At 70.2% G+C, this 20,382-nt stretch carries 18 protein-coding genes; 14 read left to right on the forward strand and 4 right to left on the reverse strand.

The genetic code is table 11. The features are described from left to right. The first annotated feature begins 33 nt into the window (after positions 1-33). The 14 genes from Q0653_RS07405 to Q0653_RS07470 all read left to right on the forward strand — a co-directional run bounded on the left by Q0653_RS07405 (position 34) and on the right by Q0653_RS07470 (position 18,074). Positions 34-1,005 carry a MoxR family ATPase gene (locus Q0653_RS07405; RefSeq protein ID WP_261606777.1) on the forward strand — a complete coding sequence of 324 codons (972 nt, stop codon included), beginning with the start codon at positions 34-36 and terminating at the stop codon, positions 1,003-1,005. Beyond that, positions 1,005-2,366 (forward strand): DUF58 domain-containing protein, encoded by a 1,362-nt coding sequence (locus Q0653_RS07410; RefSeq protein ID WP_298943852.1) that lies wholly within the window; start codon positions 1,005-1,007, stop codon positions 2,364-2,366. The genes Q0653_RS07405 and Q0653_RS07410 overlap by 1 nt, the downstream gene beginning before the upstream one ends. Then, entirely contained in the window at positions 2,363-4,636 is a 2,274-nt protein-coding gene (locus tag Q0653_RS07415; protein WP_298943854.1) for a transglutaminase-like domain-containing protein, read from the forward strand. Before Q0653_RS07410 ends, Q0653_RS07415 begins: the two co-directional genes overlap by 4 nt. Next, the gene (locus Q0653_RS07420; RefSeq protein ID WP_298943855.1) at positions 4,633-5,691 is read left to right on the forward strand and encodes an RDD family protein; all 1,059 of its coding nucleotides are present in this window, start codon (positions 4,633-4,635) and stop codon (positions 5,689-5,691) included. Before Q0653_RS07415 ends, Q0653_RS07420 begins: the two co-directional genes overlap by 4 nt. Further along, positions 5,688-6,518: a protein phosphatase 2C domain-containing protein gene (locus tag Q0653_RS07425; RefSeq protein ID WP_298943857.1), complete on the forward strand. Its 831-nt coding sequence runs from the start codon at positions 5,688-5,690 to the stop codon at positions 6,516-6,518. The genes Q0653_RS07420 and Q0653_RS07425 overlap by 4 nt, the downstream gene beginning before the upstream one ends. Beyond that, the gene (locus Q0653_RS07430; RefSeq protein ID WP_298943859.1) at positions 6,515-7,780 is read left to right on the forward strand and encodes an FHA domain-containing protein; all 1,266 of its coding nucleotides are present in this window, start codon (positions 6,515-6,517) and stop codon (positions 7,778-7,780) included. Before Q0653_RS07425 ends, Q0653_RS07430 begins: the two co-directional genes overlap by 4 nt. Further along, positions 7,777-9,363, forward strand: coding sequence for a serine/threonine-protein kinase (locus Q0653_RS07435; protein WP_298943861.1), 1,587 nt, complete (start codon positions 7,777-7,779; stop codon positions 9,361-9,363). The genes Q0653_RS07430 and Q0653_RS07435 overlap by 4 nt, the downstream gene beginning before the upstream one ends. Continuing rightward, positions 9,360-10,139, forward strand: coding sequence for a hypothetical protein (locus tag Q0653_RS07440; protein WP_298744557.1), 780 nt, complete (start codon positions 9,360-9,362; stop codon positions 10,137-10,139). Before Q0653_RS07435 ends, Q0653_RS07440 begins: the two co-directional genes overlap by 4 nt. Beyond that, the gene (locus Q0653_RS07445; RefSeq protein ID WP_298744560.1) at positions 10,136-14,593 is read left to right on the forward strand and encodes an FtsK/SpoIIIE domain-containing protein; all 4,458 of its coding nucleotides are present in this window, start codon (positions 10,136-10,138) and stop codon (positions 14,591-14,593) included. The genes Q0653_RS07440 and Q0653_RS07445 overlap by 4 nt, the downstream gene beginning before the upstream one ends. 106 nt (positions 14,594-14,699) lie before the next feature. Continuing rightward, positions 14,700-14,996: a WXG100 family type VII secretion target gene (locus Q0653_RS07450; protein WP_203190459.1), complete on the forward strand. Its 297-nt coding sequence runs from the start codon at positions 14,700-14,702 to the stop codon at positions 14,994-14,996. Positions 14,997-15,057: 61 nt separating this feature from the next. Next, entirely contained in the window at positions 15,058-15,378 is a 321-nt protein-coding gene (locus tag Q0653_RS07455; RefSeq protein ID WP_298744563.1) for a hypothetical protein, read from the forward strand. Next, positions 15,378-17,006: a hypothetical protein gene (locus tag Q0653_RS07460; RefSeq protein WP_298943864.1), complete on the forward strand. Its 1,629-nt coding sequence runs from the start codon at positions 15,378-15,380 to the stop codon at positions 17,004-17,006. Before Q0653_RS07455 ends, Q0653_RS07460 begins: the two co-directional genes overlap by 1 nt. Continuing rightward, on the forward strand, positions 16,999-17,457 hold the full coding sequence (locus Q0653_RS07465; RefSeq protein ID WP_298744567.1) for a hypothetical protein: 459 nt from the start codon (positions 16,999-17,001) through the stop codon (positions 17,455-17,457). The genes Q0653_RS07460 and Q0653_RS07465 overlap by 8 nt, the downstream gene beginning before the upstream one ends. Further along, on the forward strand, positions 17,454-18,074 hold the full coding sequence (locus Q0653_RS07470) for a hypothetical protein (protein ID WP_298744569.1): 621 nt from the start codon (positions 17,454-17,456) through the stop codon (positions 18,072-18,074). Before Q0653_RS07465 ends, Q0653_RS07470 begins: the two co-directional genes overlap by 4 nt. A gap of 41 nt (positions 18,075-18,115) precedes the next feature. Here Q0653_RS07470 and Q0653_RS07475 read toward each other — a convergent pair whose 3' ends face one another. The 4 genes from Q0653_RS07475 to Q0653_RS07490 all read right to left on the reverse strand — a co-directional run bounded on the left by Q0653_RS07475 (position 18,116) and on the right by Q0653_RS07490 (position 20,379). Beyond that, the gene (locus Q0653_RS07475; protein WP_298744607.1) at positions 18,116-18,535 is read right to left on the reverse strand and encodes a recombinase family protein; all 420 of its coding nucleotides are present in this window, start codon (positions 18,533-18,535) and stop codon (positions 18,116-18,118) included. Between the two features lie 227 nt (positions 18,536-18,762). After that, positions 18,763-18,912: a hypothetical protein gene (locus Q0653_RS07480; RefSeq protein ID WP_298943866.1), complete on the reverse strand. Its 150-nt coding sequence runs from the start codon at positions 18,910-18,912 to the stop codon at positions 18,763-18,765. Further along, on the reverse strand, positions 18,873-19,349 hold the full coding sequence (locus Q0653_RS07485; protein WP_298943868.1) for a cation:proton antiporter: 477 nt from the start codon (positions 19,347-19,349) through the stop codon (positions 18,873-18,875). Before Q0653_RS07485 ends, Q0653_RS07480 begins: the two co-directional genes overlap by 40 nt. A gap of 4 nt (positions 19,350-19,353) precedes the next feature. Further along, positions 19,354-20,379, reverse strand: coding sequence for a malate dehydrogenase (locus tag Q0653_RS07490; RefSeq protein ID WP_298943870.1), 1,026 nt, complete (start codon positions 20,377-20,379; stop codon positions 19,354-19,356). Between the last annotated feature and the right edge of the window lie 3 nt (positions 20,380-20,382).

The raw sequence follows: 20,382 nt of genomic DNA on the forward strand, positions 1-20,382 counted from the left end.
CCACCCCCTCCGACTGGATCAAGGAACGAACAAATGAGCATGACCCCCGACCAGGCAGCCTGGTTCCGCGACACGTTCACGCGTCTCGTCGACAACGTCGACATCGCCGTCATGGGCAAGCGTGAGGTCGTCGGCCTCGTGTTGTCGGCCATGTTGGCCGAAGGTCACGTACTGCTCGAGGACGCGCCCGGTACCGGAAAGACGAGCCTCGCGAAGGCGCTCGCCGCGAGCGTGCAGGGCACGAGCAACCGCATCCAGTTCACGCCCGACTTGCTGCCCTCCGACGTCACCGGCGTGACGATCTACGACCAGAAGAACCACACGTTCGAGTTCCACAAGGGCCCGGTGTTCGCCTCGATCGTGCTCGCGGACGAGATCAACCGTGCCTCGCCGAAGACGCAGTCGGCGCTCCTCGAGGTCATGGAAGAGTCGCGGATCACGGTCGACGGAGTCGCGCACGATGTGGGGCGCCCGTTCCTCGTGATCGCGACGCAAAACCCGATCGAGCAGGCGGGTACCTACAAGTTGCCCGAAGCGCAGCTCGACCGCTTCATGATCAAGACCTCGATCGGTTACCCGTCGCTCGCGATCGCCGAGCGGATCCTCGCCGGCGCCGTCGACCGCAACCCGTCGGCGCAGCTCACGCCTGTGATCACGACCGGTGCCGTCGCCGACATGGCCGACCTCGCCGCCACCGTCCACGTCGACTCGGCCGTCGCCCGGTATGCGGCGCAGCTCGTCGAGGCGACGCGTGCCTCCGAGGCCACGCGCCTCGGCGTCTCGGTGCGCGGGGCGATCTCGATGATCCGCATCGCGAAGGTCTACGCGGCGTCTCAGGGGCGTCACTTCGTCGTGCCGGATGACATCAAGACGCTTGCGATGCCGGTGTGGACGCACCGCCTCGTGCTCGACCCCGAGGCAGAGTTCTCCGGGGTCAGCGCCGAGACCGTCATCGAGCGCGCCGTGGCTTCCGTCGACGCGCCGCTCGCGAGGGCGTCGGCCTGATGACGGCGCCGCCGCAGACCGCGACCGCGACGCGCCGCGCGCGCCGGGCTTCTGTCGCGCCCGCGGTGCCCACCCCGTCCGAGCCCGAAGCACCGGCTGAGGACGAGCGCGAGCGCCTCGTCTCGGCGGCCCCGCCGACGCGCGCCGAGCAGTGGCGCGAGCGCGCCGAAACCGCCCTCGGCATCGCGTGGCGCGGCATCCGCCGGGTGACGGATGTCATCCGACCGCTCGGCTGGATCGTGCTCGCCCTGATCGCCCTGCTCTGGATCGTCGCTCTGACGCTCGGCTGGAAAGAGGTCATGGTGGCGGCCGCGGTCGCCACGGCGATCGCGGCGCTCAGTATCGCGTTCCTGTTCGGCCGGACGACCTACGACATCCAGCTCGATCTCACCCGCAGTCATGTCGTCGTGGGCGAGCGGGCGGTCGGCGCGCTGACCCTGCACAACGCCAGCACGCGCGCGATGCTCCCCTCTTCCGTCGTGCTCCCCGTCGGGTCCGGTCGCGGCATCTTCCAGGTGCCACGACTCGCCGCCGACGAGACACACGAAGAGTTGTTCGCGATCCCGACGACGGCCCGCGGCGTGCTCACGGTCGGTCCCGTGAGTGTCCTCCGCGGCGACCCGCTCGGCCTCTTCGAACGCACACACGATCGCCGCCAAGCGGCCCTGCTCTACGTGCACCCCCGCACGCTCTCGCTCGACGGGCTCTCGCTCGGGCACCTGCGCGACCTCGAGGGCCTTCCGTCGCAGCAGCTCGCGCGCGACGACGTCTCCTTTCACGCGCTCCGCGAATACCAGCCCGGCGATGATCTCCGCCACGTGCACTGGAAGTCCACGGCTCGCGTCGGCAGCGTCATGGTGCGCCAATACGAAGAGACCCGGCGCTCACACTTCATCGTCGGCCTCTCTACGGATGCCGCCGAATACCGCACGGACGACGAATTCGAGCTCGCGATCTCGGCCGCCGGGTCCATCGGCCTGCGCGCCATCCGGGATTCGCGGGTCCTCGAGGCCCGCACGCAGCACGGCGCACTCCGCGCACCGACCGGCCGCCGGTTCCTCGACGGGCTTTCGGCCCTCGAGCATTCCCGTCCGCGCCAGGGGGGGATCGTCGCGCTCGCCGGATCGCTGGCCGCCCACGCCCCGCAGGCCGCGGTCGCCGTGCTGATCACCGGTGCCAAGGCCGACGCCGCCGACCTCCGCATCGCGTGCGCCCGCCTGCCCTACGGGGTGCGGGTGCTCGCGGTCGTCACGGATTCATCGGTCGACTCGCCGGGCCTTCGCCGCATCGGCGACGCGGACGTCGTCACCATCGGCGCGCTCGACCAGCTCCCGGGCGCGGTCCGGAAGGTGCTCTCGTGAACGCCCGCCCGCTGCTGCAGCGCGGAATCGATGTCGTGGCGATCGCCCTGCTCGTCGCGGTGTCGATCATCGGATTCGGCCCCACGTTCGACGGTCCGCAGTACCTGGTGGCGGGGTTCGGGGCGCTCCTGCTCGGGCTCGCGATCGCGTGGCTCGGTGCCCGCTGGCGCTGGGGTGTTCTTCCCCTCGCCGGCGCGACCGTGGGCGCATACTTCGTCTTCGGCGGGGCACTCGCTCTCCCGCACACGACCCTGCTGGGTGTCATCCCGACGCTCGAGACCTGGCGGCAGCTCGCCGTGGGCGTCGTCACGTCGTGGAAGCAGTTGCTGACGACCGTCCCGCCGGTGGCGGCATCCGACGGGCACCTCATGGTCCCCTTCCTGATGGTGCTGGTCGCGACGGTTCTGGCGGCATCCCTGGCCCTGCGCATCCGCGCGGGCGCGTGGGCTCTGCTGCCGGCCGGTGCTCTGCTAGCCGGACAGATCCTCCTCGGGGTCGCAACACCGGCCGCCCCCGTCGTCCAGGGCATCCTGTTCGCCGCCGTCGCGGTCGTCTGGCTGGCGCTGCGTCACCACTGGACCGCGAACAGTGCGGCCGTGCGCGTCGACACCGAGGCGGCCGACCCGGCCGCAACTCGCAGTTCGCGCACACGGCGGCTCGTCGCCGGCGCGGCCGTGCTCGCGATCGCGGCGGGAGCAGGCATCGCCACCGCGGCCTTCGCCACACCGCCGGTGCAGCGCTATGTCCTCCGCGACTTCGTCATTCCGCCGTTCGACATCCGCGACTATCCGAGCCCGCTGCAGTCGTTCCGCGGCATCGTCCGCGACGACGCCGACACCTCGCTGTTCACCGTGTCCGGCCTTCCGGAAGACGCCCGCATCCGTCTCGCGACGATGGACGCGTACTCGGGTGTCGTCTACAACGTCGCCGATGACGGCGCGGGTTCCTCGAGCGCCTTCACCCCGGTCCGCTCGAACATGTCGCCCGAAGCCGAAGGCGCCGAGACCACGCTGCGGGTCGAGATCGGCGAGTGGTCGGGTGTGTGGCTCCCGGATGCCGGGGCCGTCCGGGAGTTCGTCTTCGACGGCGAGCGGGGAAGCGAGATCCGCCGCGCCGCGCACTACAACGATGCGACCGGAACGGCGATCACGACGATCGGTCTGCAGCCTGGTGACGGGTACACGCTCGAGACCGTGATCCCGACGATCCCGAGCGATGCTGCTCTCGCCGAGGTTCCCTTCGCGCCGCTGAAGATGCCGAAGAGCGAGGGCATCCCCGAGTCGCTTGCCGACCTCGCCTCGAAAGCCGTCGCCGACGCCGAAACGCCGATCGAACGCGCCCGGGCGCTGGAGAGCACCCTGCACACCGACGGGTTCTTCAGCCACGGTCTCGCTGGAGACGTCCTCTCGCCCTCCGGTCACGGCGCCGCCCGCATCAACGCGCTCTTCGCGGGTGACCAGATGATCGGCGACGACGAGCAGTACGCCGTCGCGATGTCGCTCATGGCGATCCAGCTGGGCATGCCCGCCCGCGTCGTGATGGGCTGGCATCCGAACGACGACGACCAGCCGTCGAGCGTCTTCACTGCGACCGGTGACAATGTGCATGCATGGGTCGAAATCGCGTTCGACGGAGTCGGCTGGGTGCCGTTCGACCCGACGCCCTCCGAAGACAACGAGCCGAACGACCAGTCCACGAAGCCGCGTGCCGACCCGAAGCCCCAGGTGCTGCAGCCGCCGCCACCCGCGCAGGAGGCAGCCGACCTGCCGCCGTCGATCGCCGATGACCGTGAGCAGGAAGAAGACGAGGATGCGGGTGTCGACTGGCTCGGTCCTCTCCTCTTCTTCGGGAGCATCGGGGTGGGGATCCTCGCGCTGCTGGCCACCCCGTTCATCGTGATGGGCCTCATCAAGGGCACCCGTCGCGCCCGCCGCCGAGCTGCCGCCCGCACAGCCGACCGCATCTCGGGAGGCTGGGACGAACTGGTGGATTCGGCCGTGGATCTGCGCGCACCGGTGATCTCGGGCGCGACCCGGGCCGAGAGCGCCGCTGTCGTCGGCGCCGCCTTCACCCAGCCACGGGTCGCGACTCTCGCCCAGCGGGCGGATGCCGATGTCTACGGTCCGGGCGACCCGTCGCCGGAGGACGTCGAGACGTTCTGGCGCGAAGTGGACGATATCGTCGGTGAAATGAAGGGTTCCACGTCGTGGTGGCAGCGCGTGCGCGCCCGCCTCAGCCTGCGTTCGTTGCGACGCGGAGGACGCTCGTGATCGCGGACCCGGCCGGATTCGCGCGCCCTGCTGCCCTCGGTCGCCGCGTCGGGGCCTATCTGATCGACGGCGGCGTCGCTTTCCTGATCTTGCTGGTGGCCGCCGGTATCTTCGCCGGAATCTCGTTCGCCACCGAGGGTGCCTTCCCGCTCCTGCTGGCCAGCATCGGCGCGTACGCCGTCAGCATCCTGTGGTTCGTCGTCTACACGGTCATGCAGGGCGGCACGGGGTCGATCGGCATGCGGATTCTCGGACTCCGCCTTGCCCACGCCTCCGACGGCGATGCCCTCGGGTTCGGCCGAGCCCTCGGGCGCAACGTCGTCTGGGCGCTGGGTGCGGCGATCATCGTCGGCATGTTCTCCGCGCTGTTCGATAGCTCCGTGTGGCGCCGCGGCTGGCATGACAAGGCGGCGGGCGCGGTCATGACCGACATCGCCGGGCGGGGACCGTTGGCCTCCGCGGAGCCCGCAGAGGAGACTCCCGTGGCGGTGGTCGCGCCGGCGACACCCACCGTCCTTCCCGAAGGATTGATCCTTCCGACTCAGGCCGACCCGCAGCTGGAGGGATGGACGCCGGCATCCGCTCCCGCGCCGCGGGCCGTCGCTCCGGTGGATGCCGGAGTCATCTCTTTCGTCCCCGGCGTCAGTGCGGCGGCATCCGCGACGCCGCGTGGCCCCGTGACCGACCCGATCGCCTCGATCGACGAGACGCGGCTGTCGACGGGGGAGCGCCCGGTCGCCCGTCTCGTCTGGGACGACGGGACGAAGCAGGCGCTCTACGGACGGACCCTGTTCGGCCGGAACCCCGCGCCCGAGACCGGCGCCATGGTCACTCCCGTCCGCGATGAGACGCTGTCGCTGTCCAAGACACATTTCGAACTCGCCCCCGATGCCGATCGGGCGCTGTGGGTCACCGATCGGCACTCGACCAATGGCGTCACGCTCGTGCGCGGCACGCAGCGGCAGTCGGCGGAACCCGGTGACCGGGTTCGTGTGCACGCGGGCGATGTGCTCGAGTTCGGCGACCGGAGCGTCCGCATCGAGGTCGCCTCGTGACCGACGCGCCGATCGGTGTGCGCGCCGGCGCGGTCAGCCACACCGGGCTCCGCCGCCACATCAACGAAGACTCGTATCTGGCCGCTGCGCCGCTCTTCCTCGTGGCCGACGGGATGGGTGGCCACGACGCCGGCGACCTCGCGAGCGCAGCGGTCGTCGCCGAGTTCGCGACCCTCGCGGGGGCTCCGAGCCTGGGGGTCGACGACGTGCGCGCCGCCCTCCGCCGTGCCCGCGCGCGGGTCGATGCGATCGACAGCGGCAGCCGCGCGGCCGGAACGACCCTCACCGGTGTCGTGATCGCGGAGGTCGGCGGTCTCGGTTACTGGCTCACCGTCAACGTCGGTGACTCGCGCACGTATCGGTTCGCGAGCGGCCACCTGGAACAGATCAGCGTCGACCACTCCGTCGTGCAAGAACTGATCGATGCGGGGCTCCTGAGCGGGGAGGATGCCGCGCTCGACAGCCGTCGCAACGAGATCACCCGGGCGATCGGTGCCGGCAACGACGGGCAAGCTGACTACTGGATGGTGCCGGCCGAGCCCGGTGACCGGATTCTGGTGTGCTCGGACGGGCTGTCGGGTGAGCTCGATCTCGATAGGCTGCAGACGATCCTCGCGGAAGAAGGCGACCCGCAGGACGCGGCGACACGTCTGATCCACGAGGCGCTGCTGCATGGCGGTCGCGACAACATCACGGCGGTCGTCGTTGACGCGGTGCACGTCGGCGGCCATGACGACCTGTACGACACGGCTCCGGCCGGTGCGCGGCGTGCCGACACGGACGGCGACACGCGTCCGCGGCCGCAGAAAAGGGGAGATCGATCATGACCCAGGTGCGCTATTGCCCCGCCTCCGCCCCCGCATGGCGGGTCGCGGTCGAAGGTTCCGCCCTCGCGGTGCTCGCCCCCGAGGTGACCGATCAGACCGCCGAGGCGGTGTGGCGGCGCGTCGGCGACGGCGGGATCGGCGCGGTGCTCGAGGCGCTCACGGGTGCGTTCGGCACGTCGCTGAGCGCGATTCCCCCGTTTGCGCTGGCCGTCGTCGAACCGGCGGGTGTGCGCGTGGCCGTGCGCGGCCCGGTCGAGATCATCGTCGATGACGAGGCCGGCACGCAGGCCGTGTCGGGCGAGGGCGTCTCCACCTGGACCGAACGGTTCTTGCCCGGCGCGCGTCGGCTGACGGTCCTCGTCGACGGTGCATCCCCGGACGGCCCCGACCTCCCGATCCGCTCCGGCGTCGTCGCCGCGAGCGCCGTGACGGTCACGCTCGACGCTCTGGTCGCCGCCCCGCGCGAGGTTCCGGTTGCCCCTGCTGCGGAGGATTCTGAGGAGATGGGGGATTCTGAGGAATCTGCGCCGGCGGTTCCGTCCTCAGCATCCGACATCTCCTCAGGCGGCAACGTGGATGCTGCGATCGTCACGGAGGTGCCACTGTCGCCCGCGGCGAGCGCCGACACATGGATGCCGGCGGCGACCGACGCCCCCCTCCCCGAGACCCCGGCTGACGAATACGACCTGCTCTGGGGTGAGACCGTCGCCCGGCCGATCACGGCCGCGGCCGTCGTCGTCCCTGAGGCCTCCGAGGAGAGCGAGCCCGCCGCCGAGGCTCCCCCGGCCGCACCCGCCGAGCAGCCCACCCCGCTCGGCGACCACGATGGCGAGACCGTCGCCGTCGCGGATATGCGCGCGATGCGCGCGGCCGAGCGCGCGACCTTCGAATCGACCGATGCGGTGCCCGCCCGGCGCCCGGCGCGCGGGCGGATCGTCCTGTCGACCGGCCGCGTGGTCGAACTCGAGCGCCCTGTCGTCATCGGTCGCCGCCCGAAGTCCACGCGCACGTCCGGTGCGGAGCTTCCGACGCTGGTCGCCGTCGACAGCCCCGAGCAGGACATTTCGCGCAGCCATGTCGAGATCCGCGCCGAGGGCGAGCATGTGCTGGTGACCGACCTCGACACCACGAACGGCACCCTGCTGCTGCGGGTCGGGCAGGACCCGGTGAAGCTGCACCCGAACGAGCCCACGATGGTCGTCGCCGGCGATGTGCTCGACATCGGCGACGACGTCACGGTGACCTTCGAGGAGATTCTGTGAGCGGTAAGCGCGCGCCCGCGCCGCCGCCGCAGCTGCCCGGGTTCACGTACGTCGACGTCCTCGGCTCGGGTGGGTTCGCCGATGTCTACCTGTTCGAGCAGCAGCTTCCGCGTCGGCGCGTGGCGGTCAAGGTGCTCCTTCCCGACCGGATGGCCGGGGGGTCGGCCGAGCAGTTCGCCGCCGAAGCGAATGTCATGGCGCTGTTGTCGACGCATCCCGCGATCGTCACGATCTACCAGGCGGGCGTGTCGGACGACGGGCGCCCGTACCTCGTCATGGAGTACTGCCCGCGGCCGAACCTGCAGGTGCGCTCGCGGGCGGGGTCGTTCTCGATCGCCGAGGCCCTTCGCGTCGGGGTGCAGGTCGCCGCCGCGGCCGAGACGGCGCACCGCGCCGGCATTCTGCACCGCGACATCAAGCCGGCCAACATCCTGGTGACCGAGTACAACCGCCCCGCGCTAACGGACTTCGGGATCGCGACGACCGCCGAATCGGCGGAATCCTCCGGCGGCATGTCGATCCCGTGGTCACCCCCCGAGGCCTTCTCGGACGATCCCGAATCGGGTGTCGCGACGGATGTCTACGCGCTGGGCGCGACCGTGTACACGCTCCTCGCCGGCCGCTCGCCGTTCGAACAGCCCGGCGGGCGCAACGGCGGCGCAGATCTCATCCAGCGGATCGAGGGGCAGGCGCTGCCGAGGCTCGAACGCACGGATGCCCCGGTCTCGCTGCAACTCGCGCTCGAGCGGGCGATGGCGAAGCGCCCCGGCGACCGATTCGAGAGCGCCGTCGCGTTCGCGCGCGCCCTCCAGCGGGTGCAGATCGAGCTGTCGCATTCGGTGACCCCGATCGACATCCTCGACGACTCGCCGCTCGCCGACGAAGATGAAGAGGCCGACGGCGAACTCACGCGCGTCCGCGGCATCGTCAGTATCGAGCCGCAGACGCATCCCGCCGCCGGTCAGACACGCAAACGCGTGGATGAGGTGCCGTCCTTCACGGATGCCGCCACCACAGCGACGGCGACGACCGGCAGCGCCGAAGAGACGATCCTCCGCGGCGGACGAACGATCGCGTCCCCTCCGGTCGACGACACGACGTCGTCGACCATGCAGCGCGCGCGCCCGCCTGCAGACCCGGAGGTGCCCGCGGCCCCGGCATCCGCCCCGCGCTCCCGTCGTGCTCTCTGGATCTGGCTCGCCGTCGCGGCGGCGGCCCTGGTCGTGGTCGGCGTCGTCGTCGGGCTGAGCCTCCTTGGCGGAACGCCGCCGCCGGTGCCGCAGACACCGTCCACCTCGGCGAAGCCGCAAGACCCGGTGTCGGGCATCGTGCCGTCGCCGGCCGATCTGGCCGGCACCGTCGATGCGGGTGCGGCGACCTTCACCTGGACCAACCCGGAGCCGGAAGACGGCGACATCTACATCTGGTACCCGTACACGCTGACCGGCAACGGAGCCTCGGACAGCGTCGAGGTGCCGACGGTGACCCTGCCCGTCGACCCCTCGGGGACGACGTGCATCGCCGTGCAAATCGTCCGCGCCGACGGGCGCGGCGGCGACGAAGAGCGAGTGTGCACCCCGTGACCGACGTCCACGACACCATGCCCCCGCGCGCGGAAAGCCCTGCCCTGACGATCGAGTTCGCGGGTGAGCTGTTCACGGTCGCCCCGGGCGAGACCTTCACGATCGGTCGCGAGGGAGACCTCTCGATCGACGACAATCTGTTCTTGCACCGGCATTTCCTCGCGATCGAGCAGTCCGGTGACCTCTGGTGGCTCGTGAACATCGGCAGCCGGCTGTCGGCGACCGTCACCGACACCGACGGACGCGTGCAGGCGCAGCTCGCCCCCGGCGCACGGCTGCCGATCGTCTTCGGCGTCACGACCGTGGTCTTCAGTGCCGGCCCGACGACCTACGAGCTGACCGTGCACACGGCCCAACCCGCGTTCCGCGACACCCGGCCCGACACGGAGGGCGACGGTGAATCGACGATCGGATCGGTGCCGCTGACACTCAGCCAGAAGCTCCTGATCGTCGCGCTCGCCGAGCCGGTGCTGCGTCGTGAGGGCACCGGCATGAGCGAACTGCCCACCTCGGCGAGGGCCGCCGAGCGGCTCGGCTGGACGCTCACCCGCTTCAACCGCAAGCTCGACAACGTCTGCGACAAGCTCGACCGTCAGGGCGTGCCGGGGCTCCGCGGGGGCGTGACCGCCTCGGCGACGAACCGCCGCGTCCGCCTGGTCGAACACGCCGTCTCGTCGCGGCTCGTCACGCGCGACGATCTCCCCCTGCTCGATACTCCCGACGTCGCGGATGCCGCATCCGCCGACGCCGCCGATCGCCCGAAGGACGATGCATGAAGCTGCGCACGACGCTCGTGAGGAGTGGCGGAGACGCCGAAGACGTCGTGATCAACGCGGATGCCGACGCCACCGTCGGTGACCTCGCCCGCACGCTCGTCGAGAACGACCCGCGCGGCGGGGGGAGCGTCGGCACGGAAGTGACGCTCGAGGCCTTCGGCACGATCGCGCAGGGGGCCGGTGAAGTGCTCGATGCAGAGGCGACGGTCTCGCACGTGCAACTGGGCGCGGGCTCGGCCGTCCGCGTCGTCCCCGCCGACTACCAGCCGCGCCACGCGCTCGGCGAGGTGACGATCGTCTCCGGCCCCGGCGCGGGCACCGTGATCTCGCTCGACCGGGGCGTCATCACGATCGGCCGCGACCCGGAGTGCGATGTCGTCCTCGACGATCCGCTCGTCTCCAAACGTCACGCCCGGCTGGAGATCGGCCAAGGCCGAGTCGAACTCGTCGACCTGAACTCCGCCAACGGGATCCTCGTCGGCGGCGCTCCGGTCACCTACCTCACCGCGACCGACGGCCGGATCGACGCGGTCCTCGGTGACACGCGGTTGCGCATCGTCGCGCGCACCGACACGACCACCGCAGCGCCCGCGACCTGGCGGCAGGTGCGCTTCGTGCGCTCGCCGCGCGTCGAAGCCCGCTATCTCGGTGAGGAGTTGCCCGGAACCGACCTCCCGAGCCCTGGTCAGCCGCAGATCTTCCCGTGGCTCGCCATGATCGCCCCGGCGATCATGGGCCTCGTCCTCTACCAGGTCACCGGTTCAGCGCTGTCGCTCGTCTTCGTCGCCGCGTCGCCGCTCCTGATGCTCGGCACCTGGCTCACGAGTCGCCTGCAAGCGCGCGCCACGCTGAAGGCCGCGAAAGCGCGCTTCGAACAGCAGATCACCCGCCTGCGCGCCCGACTCGAGGCGGAGCGCGTGACCGAGCACGATGTCCGCCGCGCCGAGGTGCCCGAGCTCGACCCCATCTGCGCCGATGCGCTGGCGGCCGGGCCGCTCGTCTGGACACGGCGGCCCGAGCACTGGTCGTTCCTCCACGTTCGCCTCGGCGACGGCACCGCGCCGAGCCGGAACACCGTCGCCGAGTCCGCGCAGCGCGATGCCGCGATCCCCGAGTACGTCGAGCGCCTCGACGAGACCGTCGCGCAATTCCGCACGGTCGACGACGTGCCGATCCTCGAATCGCTCGCCGACGCGGGTGCGCTCGGTCTGGCCGGTGACATCGCCAGCGTCTGCGACCTGGGGCGCGCGCTCATCACCCAGACGGCGGGACTGCACGCGCCCTCGGACGTGCGGATCGTCGCGTTCGTCGGTCCGAACTCGAAGGGTGAACTCGGCGACCTGAAGTGGCTGCCGCACGTGTGGGCCGCCGAAGACATGCTCGGCACCGTGCCGGTCGCCGACAACGCCGCCACCGCATCGCGGTTGCTGGCGCAGCTCGAGGAGCTCGTCGATTCCCGGAGCAAAGCGCAGCAGCGGTTGCGCGCGCTGAAGGCGACGGAGGCCGCCACCGCCGCCGGAGCCGACGTGGGGGAGTCCCGCGGCTCGCGCGACGACGTGCCGCTGCCGGCGGTCGTCGTCGTGATCACTCCGGATGCCGCCGTCGACCGTGGGCGCCTCATCCAGCTCAGCGAGCGGGCCGCGGGCACCGGCATCCTCCCCGTGTGGATCGCGCAGAGCGCCGCCGCTCTCCCCGCCGCCTGCCGCACCTGGGTCGAGGTTCCCGCCGACGCTGCCGCGAGCGCGCACTTCGTGCGGCTCGGCACGAGCGTCGCGCCGCTGCGCGTCGAAGCGCTCGACGCGGCCCGGTTCGGCGTCGTGGCCCGAGCGCTCGCGCGGCTCACCGACATCGGCGACGTCGCCGAGGATGCCGGGGACGTCCCCCGCACGATTCCGCTGCTCCAGCTCCTCGGATCCGAGATGGCCACGAGCGCCGACGCCGTGATCGACCGGTGGACCCAGAACGCGTCGATTCGCGCGACACGTTCGGGCTCCGGCTACCAGCCGAAGCTGCGCGCACTCGTCGGTCAGGGCGCGCAGGGTGCGCTGCACCTCGACCTGCGTCAACAGGGCCCGCACGCGCTCGTCGGTGGGACGACCGGATCGGGCAAGAGCGAGTTCCTGCAGGCGTGGGTGCTGGGCATGGCCGCCGAGTACAGCCCCGAGCGGGTCACGTTCCTCTTCGTCGACTACAAGGGGGGATCGGCGTTCGCCGATTGCGTGAGCCTGCCGCACTGTGTCGGCCTCGTGACCGACCTGAGCCCCCACCTCGTCCGGCGCGCCCTCACGAGCCTCCGCGCCGAGCTCCATCACCGCGAGCACCTCTTCAACCGCAAAAAGGCGAAAGACCTCCTCGAACTCGAGAAGGCCGCCGACCCCGACACTCCGCCCGCGCTCGTCCTCGTGATCGACGAGTTCGCGGCCCTCGCGAAAGAGGTGCCGGAGTTCGTCGACGGCGTCGTCGACATCGCCCAGCGCGGGCGATCGCTCGGCATCCACCTCATCATGGCGACGCAGCGGCCGGCGGGCGTCATCAAAGACAACCTGCGTGCCAACACGAACCTGCGCGTCGCACTGCGGATGGCCGATGAGACCGACAGCGATGACGTCATCGGCTCGAAGGAAGCGGCACTCTTCGATCCGGGCATCCCCGGTCGGGGGATCGCGAAGACCGGCCCCGGCCGGATGAGCCTGTTCCAGTCGGCCTACGCCGGTGGCTGGAGCCTGCGGGCAGAGCCCGACGCCACGGTCGAGGTGCGTCCGTTCCGGTTGGGCGACGCTCCCGCGTGGCAGAGCCCCGACACCGGGGAGGTCTCCAGTGACACGGAAGACCTCGGTCCCAACGACCAGCAGCTGCTCGTGGCGCGGTTCGTGGATGCCGCCGAGCTCGCCCGGATCGGCGCGCCCCGACGTCCGTGGCTCGACGAGCTCGCGACGACGTTCGACCAGACCAAGCTCACGCAGCGCACCGACGCGCGGCTGGTGATGGGCGTCGTCGACGTGCCCGAACGCCAAGACCAGGTGCCGTTCTTCTTCGAGCCCGACACCGAGGGACACCTCGCGATCTACGGCACCGGTGGCTCGGGCAAGAGCGTGGCCCTGCGCACCCTCGGCGTCTCGGCCGGTATCACCCCGCGCGGCGGCCCCGTGCACGTTTACGGACTGGATGCCGCCACCGGGGCGCTGCGCATGCTCGAGTCGCTGCCGCACGTGGGCGCGGTGATCTCCGGCGATGACACCGAGCGCATCGAGCGCCTGTTCGGCATGCTGCGGACAGAGCTCGACCGCCGCGGCGACACGTACGCCGCCGCGGGGGCCTCGACCCTCACCGAGTATCGGATGCTGGCCGGCGCGCCCGACGAGCCTCGCATCCTGTTGCTGGTGGATGGCTTCGCCGCCTTCCGCACCGCGTTCGAGGGAGTGCCCGGACGGGCCGACACGTATCGCCTGTTCCAGCAGGTCCTCACCGACGGCCGTGGTCTCGGCATCCACGTCGCCCTCACCGCCGACCGCGGCCAGAGTGTGCCCACGTCGCTGCAGGCGACGATCCAGCGCCGTATCGTGCTGCGGATGAGCGACGAAGACGCGTACGCGATGCTCGGCGTTCCGCGCGACATCCTCGGGCCCACGGCGGTGCCGGGCCGCGCGATCATCGACGACCACGAAGCGCAGATCGCCGTGATCGGGGGGACCGCGAGCACGAAGGAGCAGGCCACCGCGATCGACCGGATGGCCGAGGCTATGCGGCGCCGCGGCACGGCCGAAGCGCCCGGCATCCGGTCGCTCCCCACGGAGTACCGTGCCGACGAGCTGCCCCCCACGACGCCGACCGGTGTCGCGATCGGTCTGTCCGACCTCGACCTCGGGCCTTTCGGCATCGAGCCGACCGGTACCTTTATCGTCGCCGGCACGCCGGGCGCGGGCCGCAGCAACGCCGCGGCCGCGATCGCGGTGCAGACCCGGCGCGCGCAGCCCGACGCCGCCGCGTTCTATCTCGGGGACCGGCGCTCTCCCGTCTTCACGGCGCTGGAGTGGACGGCGACGGCGGATGCGGGCTCTGCCGCCATGGCCGTGCTCTCGGCAGCAGATGAAGCGGCCGACAAGGTCGCCGACGGCGGCCCGGTGCCGCTCGTGGTGCTCGAGGGCATCGGCGAGTTCGCGACCTCGATCGTCGAGATGACGTTGTCGAGTCTCGTCAAGCGGGCCGGGCGCGGTGAGGTGTTTTTCGTCGTCGTTGGCGAGATCGCGGAGTGGACCAGCAATTTCGGTCTGCTGGGTGAGATCAAGGCGGCCCGGCGCGGCGTCGTTCTCCAGCCGGAGACGATCGACGGTGAGGTCGTGCTCAAGACTCCGTTCCCGCGTCTCGTGCGTGGCGAGCTCCCGGTGGGTCGCGGCATCCTGGCGCACCGCGGCAAGACCGTCCGCATCCAATTCCCCCTGATCGGGGAGGCGTGAGTGGTCATGGGGAGTTCTCCCCATGGGCTTATTCGCCGCGTGCGCATATCGTCGTCATCACAACAGACCTCCCGGCACATCGCCGGGCCAGATGAAGGGGGCCCTCATGGCCAATTTGAATGTCACCTATGACCAGATGAGCGGTGCCGCCGGACGCCTGCGCGACGGCCAGGGCGAGCTCGAAGCGACCCTCCAGCGTCTGCGCCAGCTCGTGGCTCAGCTCGTCCAGGACGGCTTCACCACGACGCGCGCCTCCGGCGCCTTCGACTCGTCGTACACCGAGTTCACCACCGGCGCGACCAAGACCGTGCAGGGCATCGAGGGCATGGCATCCTTCCTCGAGAAGGCCGCGCAGGCCCTGCAGTCCACCGACGAGCAGCTCGCCAGCCAGCTCGGCTCCTGAGTGCCGAACGGAGAGCGGCGGCGGGCGACCGTCGCCGCTCTCGTCATCGCTGGGGGCGACCATGTCTGACATCCAGCTCGACTTCGAGTCGCTGCGCACCGCGAAGTCGCGCGTGACGACGGCGCTGTCGACTTTCGAAAGTGCCGGCACGGTGGGTTCGGAGACGGCGGCGCTCACGGGGGAGTACCGGCTGGAGGGCAAGGTCCGCGACTTCGCCGACAACTGGGATTACAACCGCGGCAAGCTCATCGAGAAGCTGGAGTTTCTTCGCGACTCGCTCGACGCCGTGATCGACACGATGACAGAGGTCGATGGCGAGCTCGCCCGTCAGGCCGAAGAAGCAGCTCCCGAAACCGACACCGACTCGGATGGAGACGGCTGATGGGCACTCTGGGTGTGGAATTCGAAGACCTTTTCGTCGGTCGCCCCGACGAGTTCGATCCTCGCGCTCAGGCGCTGATCACCGCCGCCGAGGCCATCGCGCAGGCGACGGACGCGCTGCGCGAGCTGGTCGACGGGCAGACGAGCCAGGCGACCGATGCGCTCGCGCGCACCGCATCCGAGGTGGCGCGATCGCTCAGCAAGGCCCGCGTGCGCTACCGCAAGACCGGCGAAGCGCTGCAGACCTACGCCGCCGATCTTCGCCCCATCCAGCGGGACGCCCGCTCGGCCGTGAGCAACGCGGACTACTACGAGCAGAAGAGTTACTCGCTGCCGAATGACATTTCACAGCGCGAGGGCGACCTGCTCCGCGCTGAAGCGGTCGAGGCTCCGCAGTCTCAGATCGATGTCATCGAAGACGACCTCTGGCGGCTGCGCCAAGCCGAATCGCGAGCCTACAGCGAGGTCGAAGAGTCTCGCCAAGCCTTGTACGCCGCCCGTGACCGCCTGCGCGCCATCGCCGACGTCGCGATCGGCAAGATCGAGACGGCGTCCGAGGGCGAGAAAGACTCGGCCGGCGACAACTGGAACCAGTTCTGGGAAGGCGCGGCCGGGTGGATCGGCGAGTGGGCCGCGAGCGTCCTCAAGGGCATTCTCGCGTTCTTGGGGGAACTTCTCGCGGTGTTGGTGGCGATCATCGTCATCATTCTGCTGATCATCATCGTCGCGCTCGTGATCGCCCTCATCATCGCGACGGGAGGCATGGCACTGCTCGCCTTCCTCGCTCTTGTCGCTGCGGCCATCGTCGCGGGACTGTTGCTGACCTTCCTTCTTCGTGAGTCCCGTGATCCGAAAGGACCGGCGATCAATGAGAAGCGCGGCTTCCCGTACACGAAGAATCCGTCCGACTCCGACGACGCGGAATCGGCCGACGAGTTCACCGCCGAAGACTACGGCGACCTCTTCGAGGAGGTCGGTCGGCAAGACGCCGCGGGTGGCGAGGACAGCACCGTGATTCGCGTGGTGGCGATCACCGACGCGGACGGCAACATCATCGGCTACCGTGTCCAGCTCCCCAGCACGCAGAACTGGGGGCCGGGAAACGAGGACGGCGCGCTGAACGACCTGTCGGCAGACGCCATGCTTGCGATGTTCCCCGGGATGAAGACGCAGTACGAGAAGGCGGTCTGGGATGCGATGGAGCGTGCCGGCGTGTTCGAGAACGATGCCCCGATCATGCTGACGGGCTGGAGCCTCGGCGGCATGATGGCCGGCGATATGGCCGCCGACCCGCGCATCAGCGGTCGCGTCGAGTCGGTCGTCACCGCGGGGTCGGCGATCGACAAGCATGCGGGCGAAATCGACCCCTCGGTTCGCGTCACCCAGGTGAACAATCGGTGGGATCCCGTGCATACTCTGGAGTTCGTCGGCTACGACGACAACGATGTTCCCGGTCCGAACTGGCAGACCTATCGCCCCACCGATAGTCGCATCCACGATTCCGGCATGTACGGTGAGCTTGCCGACGACCTCGTTCCGGACGTGCGTTCCGGCGACGATGTCTTCTTCGCCGCCGACGTCGACGGCTCCTACGAGCAGGTGTACGAGATGGAGTACTCACGTGGCTGATCGCACGCGGTGGGCGCTGGCGAGCCTGGTCGCCGCAGTGCTGATTTTGACGGGATGCAGTGCAGTGAACGAAGATGACCTCTCTGAGCGGCTGACGGCGTCAGCATCGATCGCCGTGTTCAACGGCGCCACCGTCGAGGTGCAGCATCCGGGCGCGCCGTGGGTGAACAAAATGGTCGTCCGCGTGTTCGTCGACGACGAGTCGGCGGAGGGCGTGGCCGCGGCCGTGAGTCAGGTGGCAGTATTCGCCGTGGATGACCCGGCTCTCGGCGGTGAAGACATCACTTTCATGGCCTACCCCGGATTCCCCGAGGACTACGCGGACGGGGGGCTGGGCGTCAGCTACCTGCCGATCATGGGGTCCGTCAGCGAGATCACCGGGGGAACCGGGCGCGAGGGCGTGCTGGAACTCAGCGCCGCAGACATCCAGCGCCTTGCCGCCGAGCAATGAGCCAGGCCGCACGAGAGCTGAGGTTTCGACTTCCGGGCACGTGGATCTCGCTGGATCCCCGTGACGAGGATGCCACCCGGGCGCACATCGCAGAGATCGCACGAGAGCTGATCGGGCCCGCCGATGACGCCGTGCTGATGCGGCGACGCGTCGAGTCGGGTCTCGGTGACGCCGCCGCGGCGGCACGCGCGGCGGAGGCGCGGCTTCTGTTGCTCTGTCGTGAAGTGGCGCCCGGAGTGCCGACTCCCGTATCGATCACGGTGCATACGCCACTGACGATCACCCCCGCGATCGGCACGAGCCCCGAGAACGTGATGCGCGCATTCGAGCAGAGCCTGGCGCACACGTCGGAGCCTGACCTCGAGACCGCCACGCGGCTGACGATCGCCGACTCGATCATGCTGCGCTTGCATTCGGTGGCGCCGCAGCTCATCGAAGAGGGTGACCACACGGTGACACAGAACCGGTTGGCCGCCCGCTATTGGTACACGGTGCCCGGTTCGAAGCAGGTCGTGCTGGTCGACATGGTCACTCCCTTGGGAGACATTCCGCACGCCATGCTGCGCTTCTTCGACTCGATCGTTGCGGCGTCGTACTGGGCGGCCGTCGGCGAATAGGGCGGCTCCCGTTGCTCGAACCACTGCGCCGCCCCAGCGGTTCAGGCGCGGGTGTGACCGAGCACCTTCACGATGACGCCACGGCGACGGAGCTCGGCGATCGTGCGGGACTCCTCGTCGACGGTGCGGCCGAGTGCATGCTTGTCGGCCACGACGACGACATCGCCTGACTCGAGCCGACCGAACAGCCGCGTGAGCCGCTCGGCCCAGCTTTCGCCGGTTTCGGGTGCGGGATGCCGGAACCCCTCGATCGGCACTCCGAAGTGGGCGAGGGCATCGCGCTGGGCGATCACGCTCGGCAGATCATCGCGGGCGACGACCAGGCCGACGAGCCGCGACCCGGCCGGGCGGGCGGCCCACCAGTCGGTGCCCGACACGATGACCGGCACGGCTTCGGTGACGGTCGGCAACGACACCGACTCGGCGTAGTCGGCCGGTGCGCGGTCATCGTCAGCGGTCATCGACATGGGGGCTCCTTCGTCGGGATGATCCATTGTCACAGGTCCCGGCGATCGTTGCGGGCCGAAATCGTCGCGTGGGCCAGCCGATGGCGACAGATCTTGCCCGGTATGCGGGAGCCACCATCGAGCGCCTGCGGCGTTGCGGGCCGAAATTGTCGCGTAGGCCAGCCGGTGGCGACGAATGCTGCCCGTTTTGCCGCGTCGCGGGCTGACCAGCAGCGGTGCGCTCAGTCGTCTTCGCGGAGCCGCAACTCGGTGCTGAGCTGGTCGGCGTCGAGCTCGGCGAGCGTGTGTCGCAGCGCTCGCGTGCTGAACGTGCCGCCCGAACTGAGCTCGGTCAACCGCTCACGCATCGCGTCGATGAGCGCGATGCGCAACTCGACATCGTCGTGACCCGCGGCGAGATCCCGAGTCGTTTGGCGATGCCGGTGGCCACGGCATCCGTCGGGGAGAGGATCGCCCCGAGCGCGACGCCGAGCGCGAACCCGACGCCGGGGATCACGAGCGAGAAGAACCAGCCCAGGATGAGCGCGGTCACGACGACCAGCACGACGGCGAGACCCGTGATGGGAGCGAGGTCCCGGCGGAACTCGATCGCCGGCAACCGCACGGCCGACGCATACAAGAGGGGCGGAAGGATGCCGACGAGGATGAGTTCCGGGTCGATCTCGGGCACGTCCACGAACGGCAACAGCCCGACCCCGAGGCCCAGGGCGACCAGCAACAGCGGGCCGGCCACACCGAGACGCTGCCCGAGCGCGGTCACGACGGCGACGGCGATCACGCCGAGCAGGATGACGAGCAGCAGATCCATCGGGTCAGAGTGCGCCGAGCGCCCGCACGGCATCCCGTTCGGCGACGAGCTCGGCGACCGACGCGTCCACCCGCGCGCGCCCGCGCGCATCGAGCTCGAGGCCCTCGACGATCCGATACCCGGAGCCATCGCTCGTGACCGGGAAGGACGAGACGAGCCCCTCGGGCACACCGTACTCACCGTGGGAGACGACGGCAGCCGAGGTCCAGCCGGCCGTCGTGCCGAGGATGCTGTCGCGCATGTGCGCGATCGCCGCATTCGCCGCCGAGGCCGCCGACGACGATCCGCGGACGGCGATGATCTCCGCGCCGCGCTGCGCGACCCGGGGGACGAACTCGTCGTCGAGCCACGCGGTCGCCTGCGCCGCGCCGCCGAGGGCGCCCGCCAGCGCCTCGAGCGCGGGCCGTCCGTCGACGGTCGCCTGCGCGACATCGGGGAACTGGGTTGCGGAGTGATTGCCCCAAATCGTGAGGTCCCGGATCGCCGAGGGCAGGACGTCGAGCTTCGCCGCCAGCTGTGCGACGGCGCGGTCATGGTCGAGACGGGTGAGCGCGCCGAACCGCTCCGCCGGGATGCCGGGGGCTGCGGACGCCGCGATCAGCGCGTTCGTGTTCGCGGGGTTGCCGACGACGACGACGCGGATGTCGTCCGCCGCGACCTCGCCGAGCGCTGCGCCCTGCGGGCCGAAGATGCCGGCGTTCGCGGCCAGGAGGTCTGCTCGCTCCATCCCCGCCGAGCGGGGCCGGGCGCCGACGAGCATCGCGACGTTTGCGCCGGCGAACCCGACGCGCGGATCATCCGTGATCTCGACATCCTGCAGCAGGGGGAACGCGCAGTCCTGGAGCTCGAGGGCCGTGCCCTCCGCCGCCTTCAGGCCCTGCGGGATCTCCAGCAGGCGCAGGCGCACAGGTCGGTCTGTGCCGAGCATCGCGCCCGACGCGATGCGGAAGAGCAGCGCGTAGCCGATCTGGCCCCCCGCGCCGGTGACCGTGATGGTGGTGGGGAGCGGGGGCAATGAAGCGGCATCCATGCT

The sequence above is a fragment of the uncultured Microbacterium sp. genome (assembly GCF_947488465.1).
In the GTDB taxonomy this organism is placed as follows: domain Bacteria; phylum Actinomycetota; class Actinomycetes; order Actinomycetales; family Microbacteriaceae; genus Microbacterium.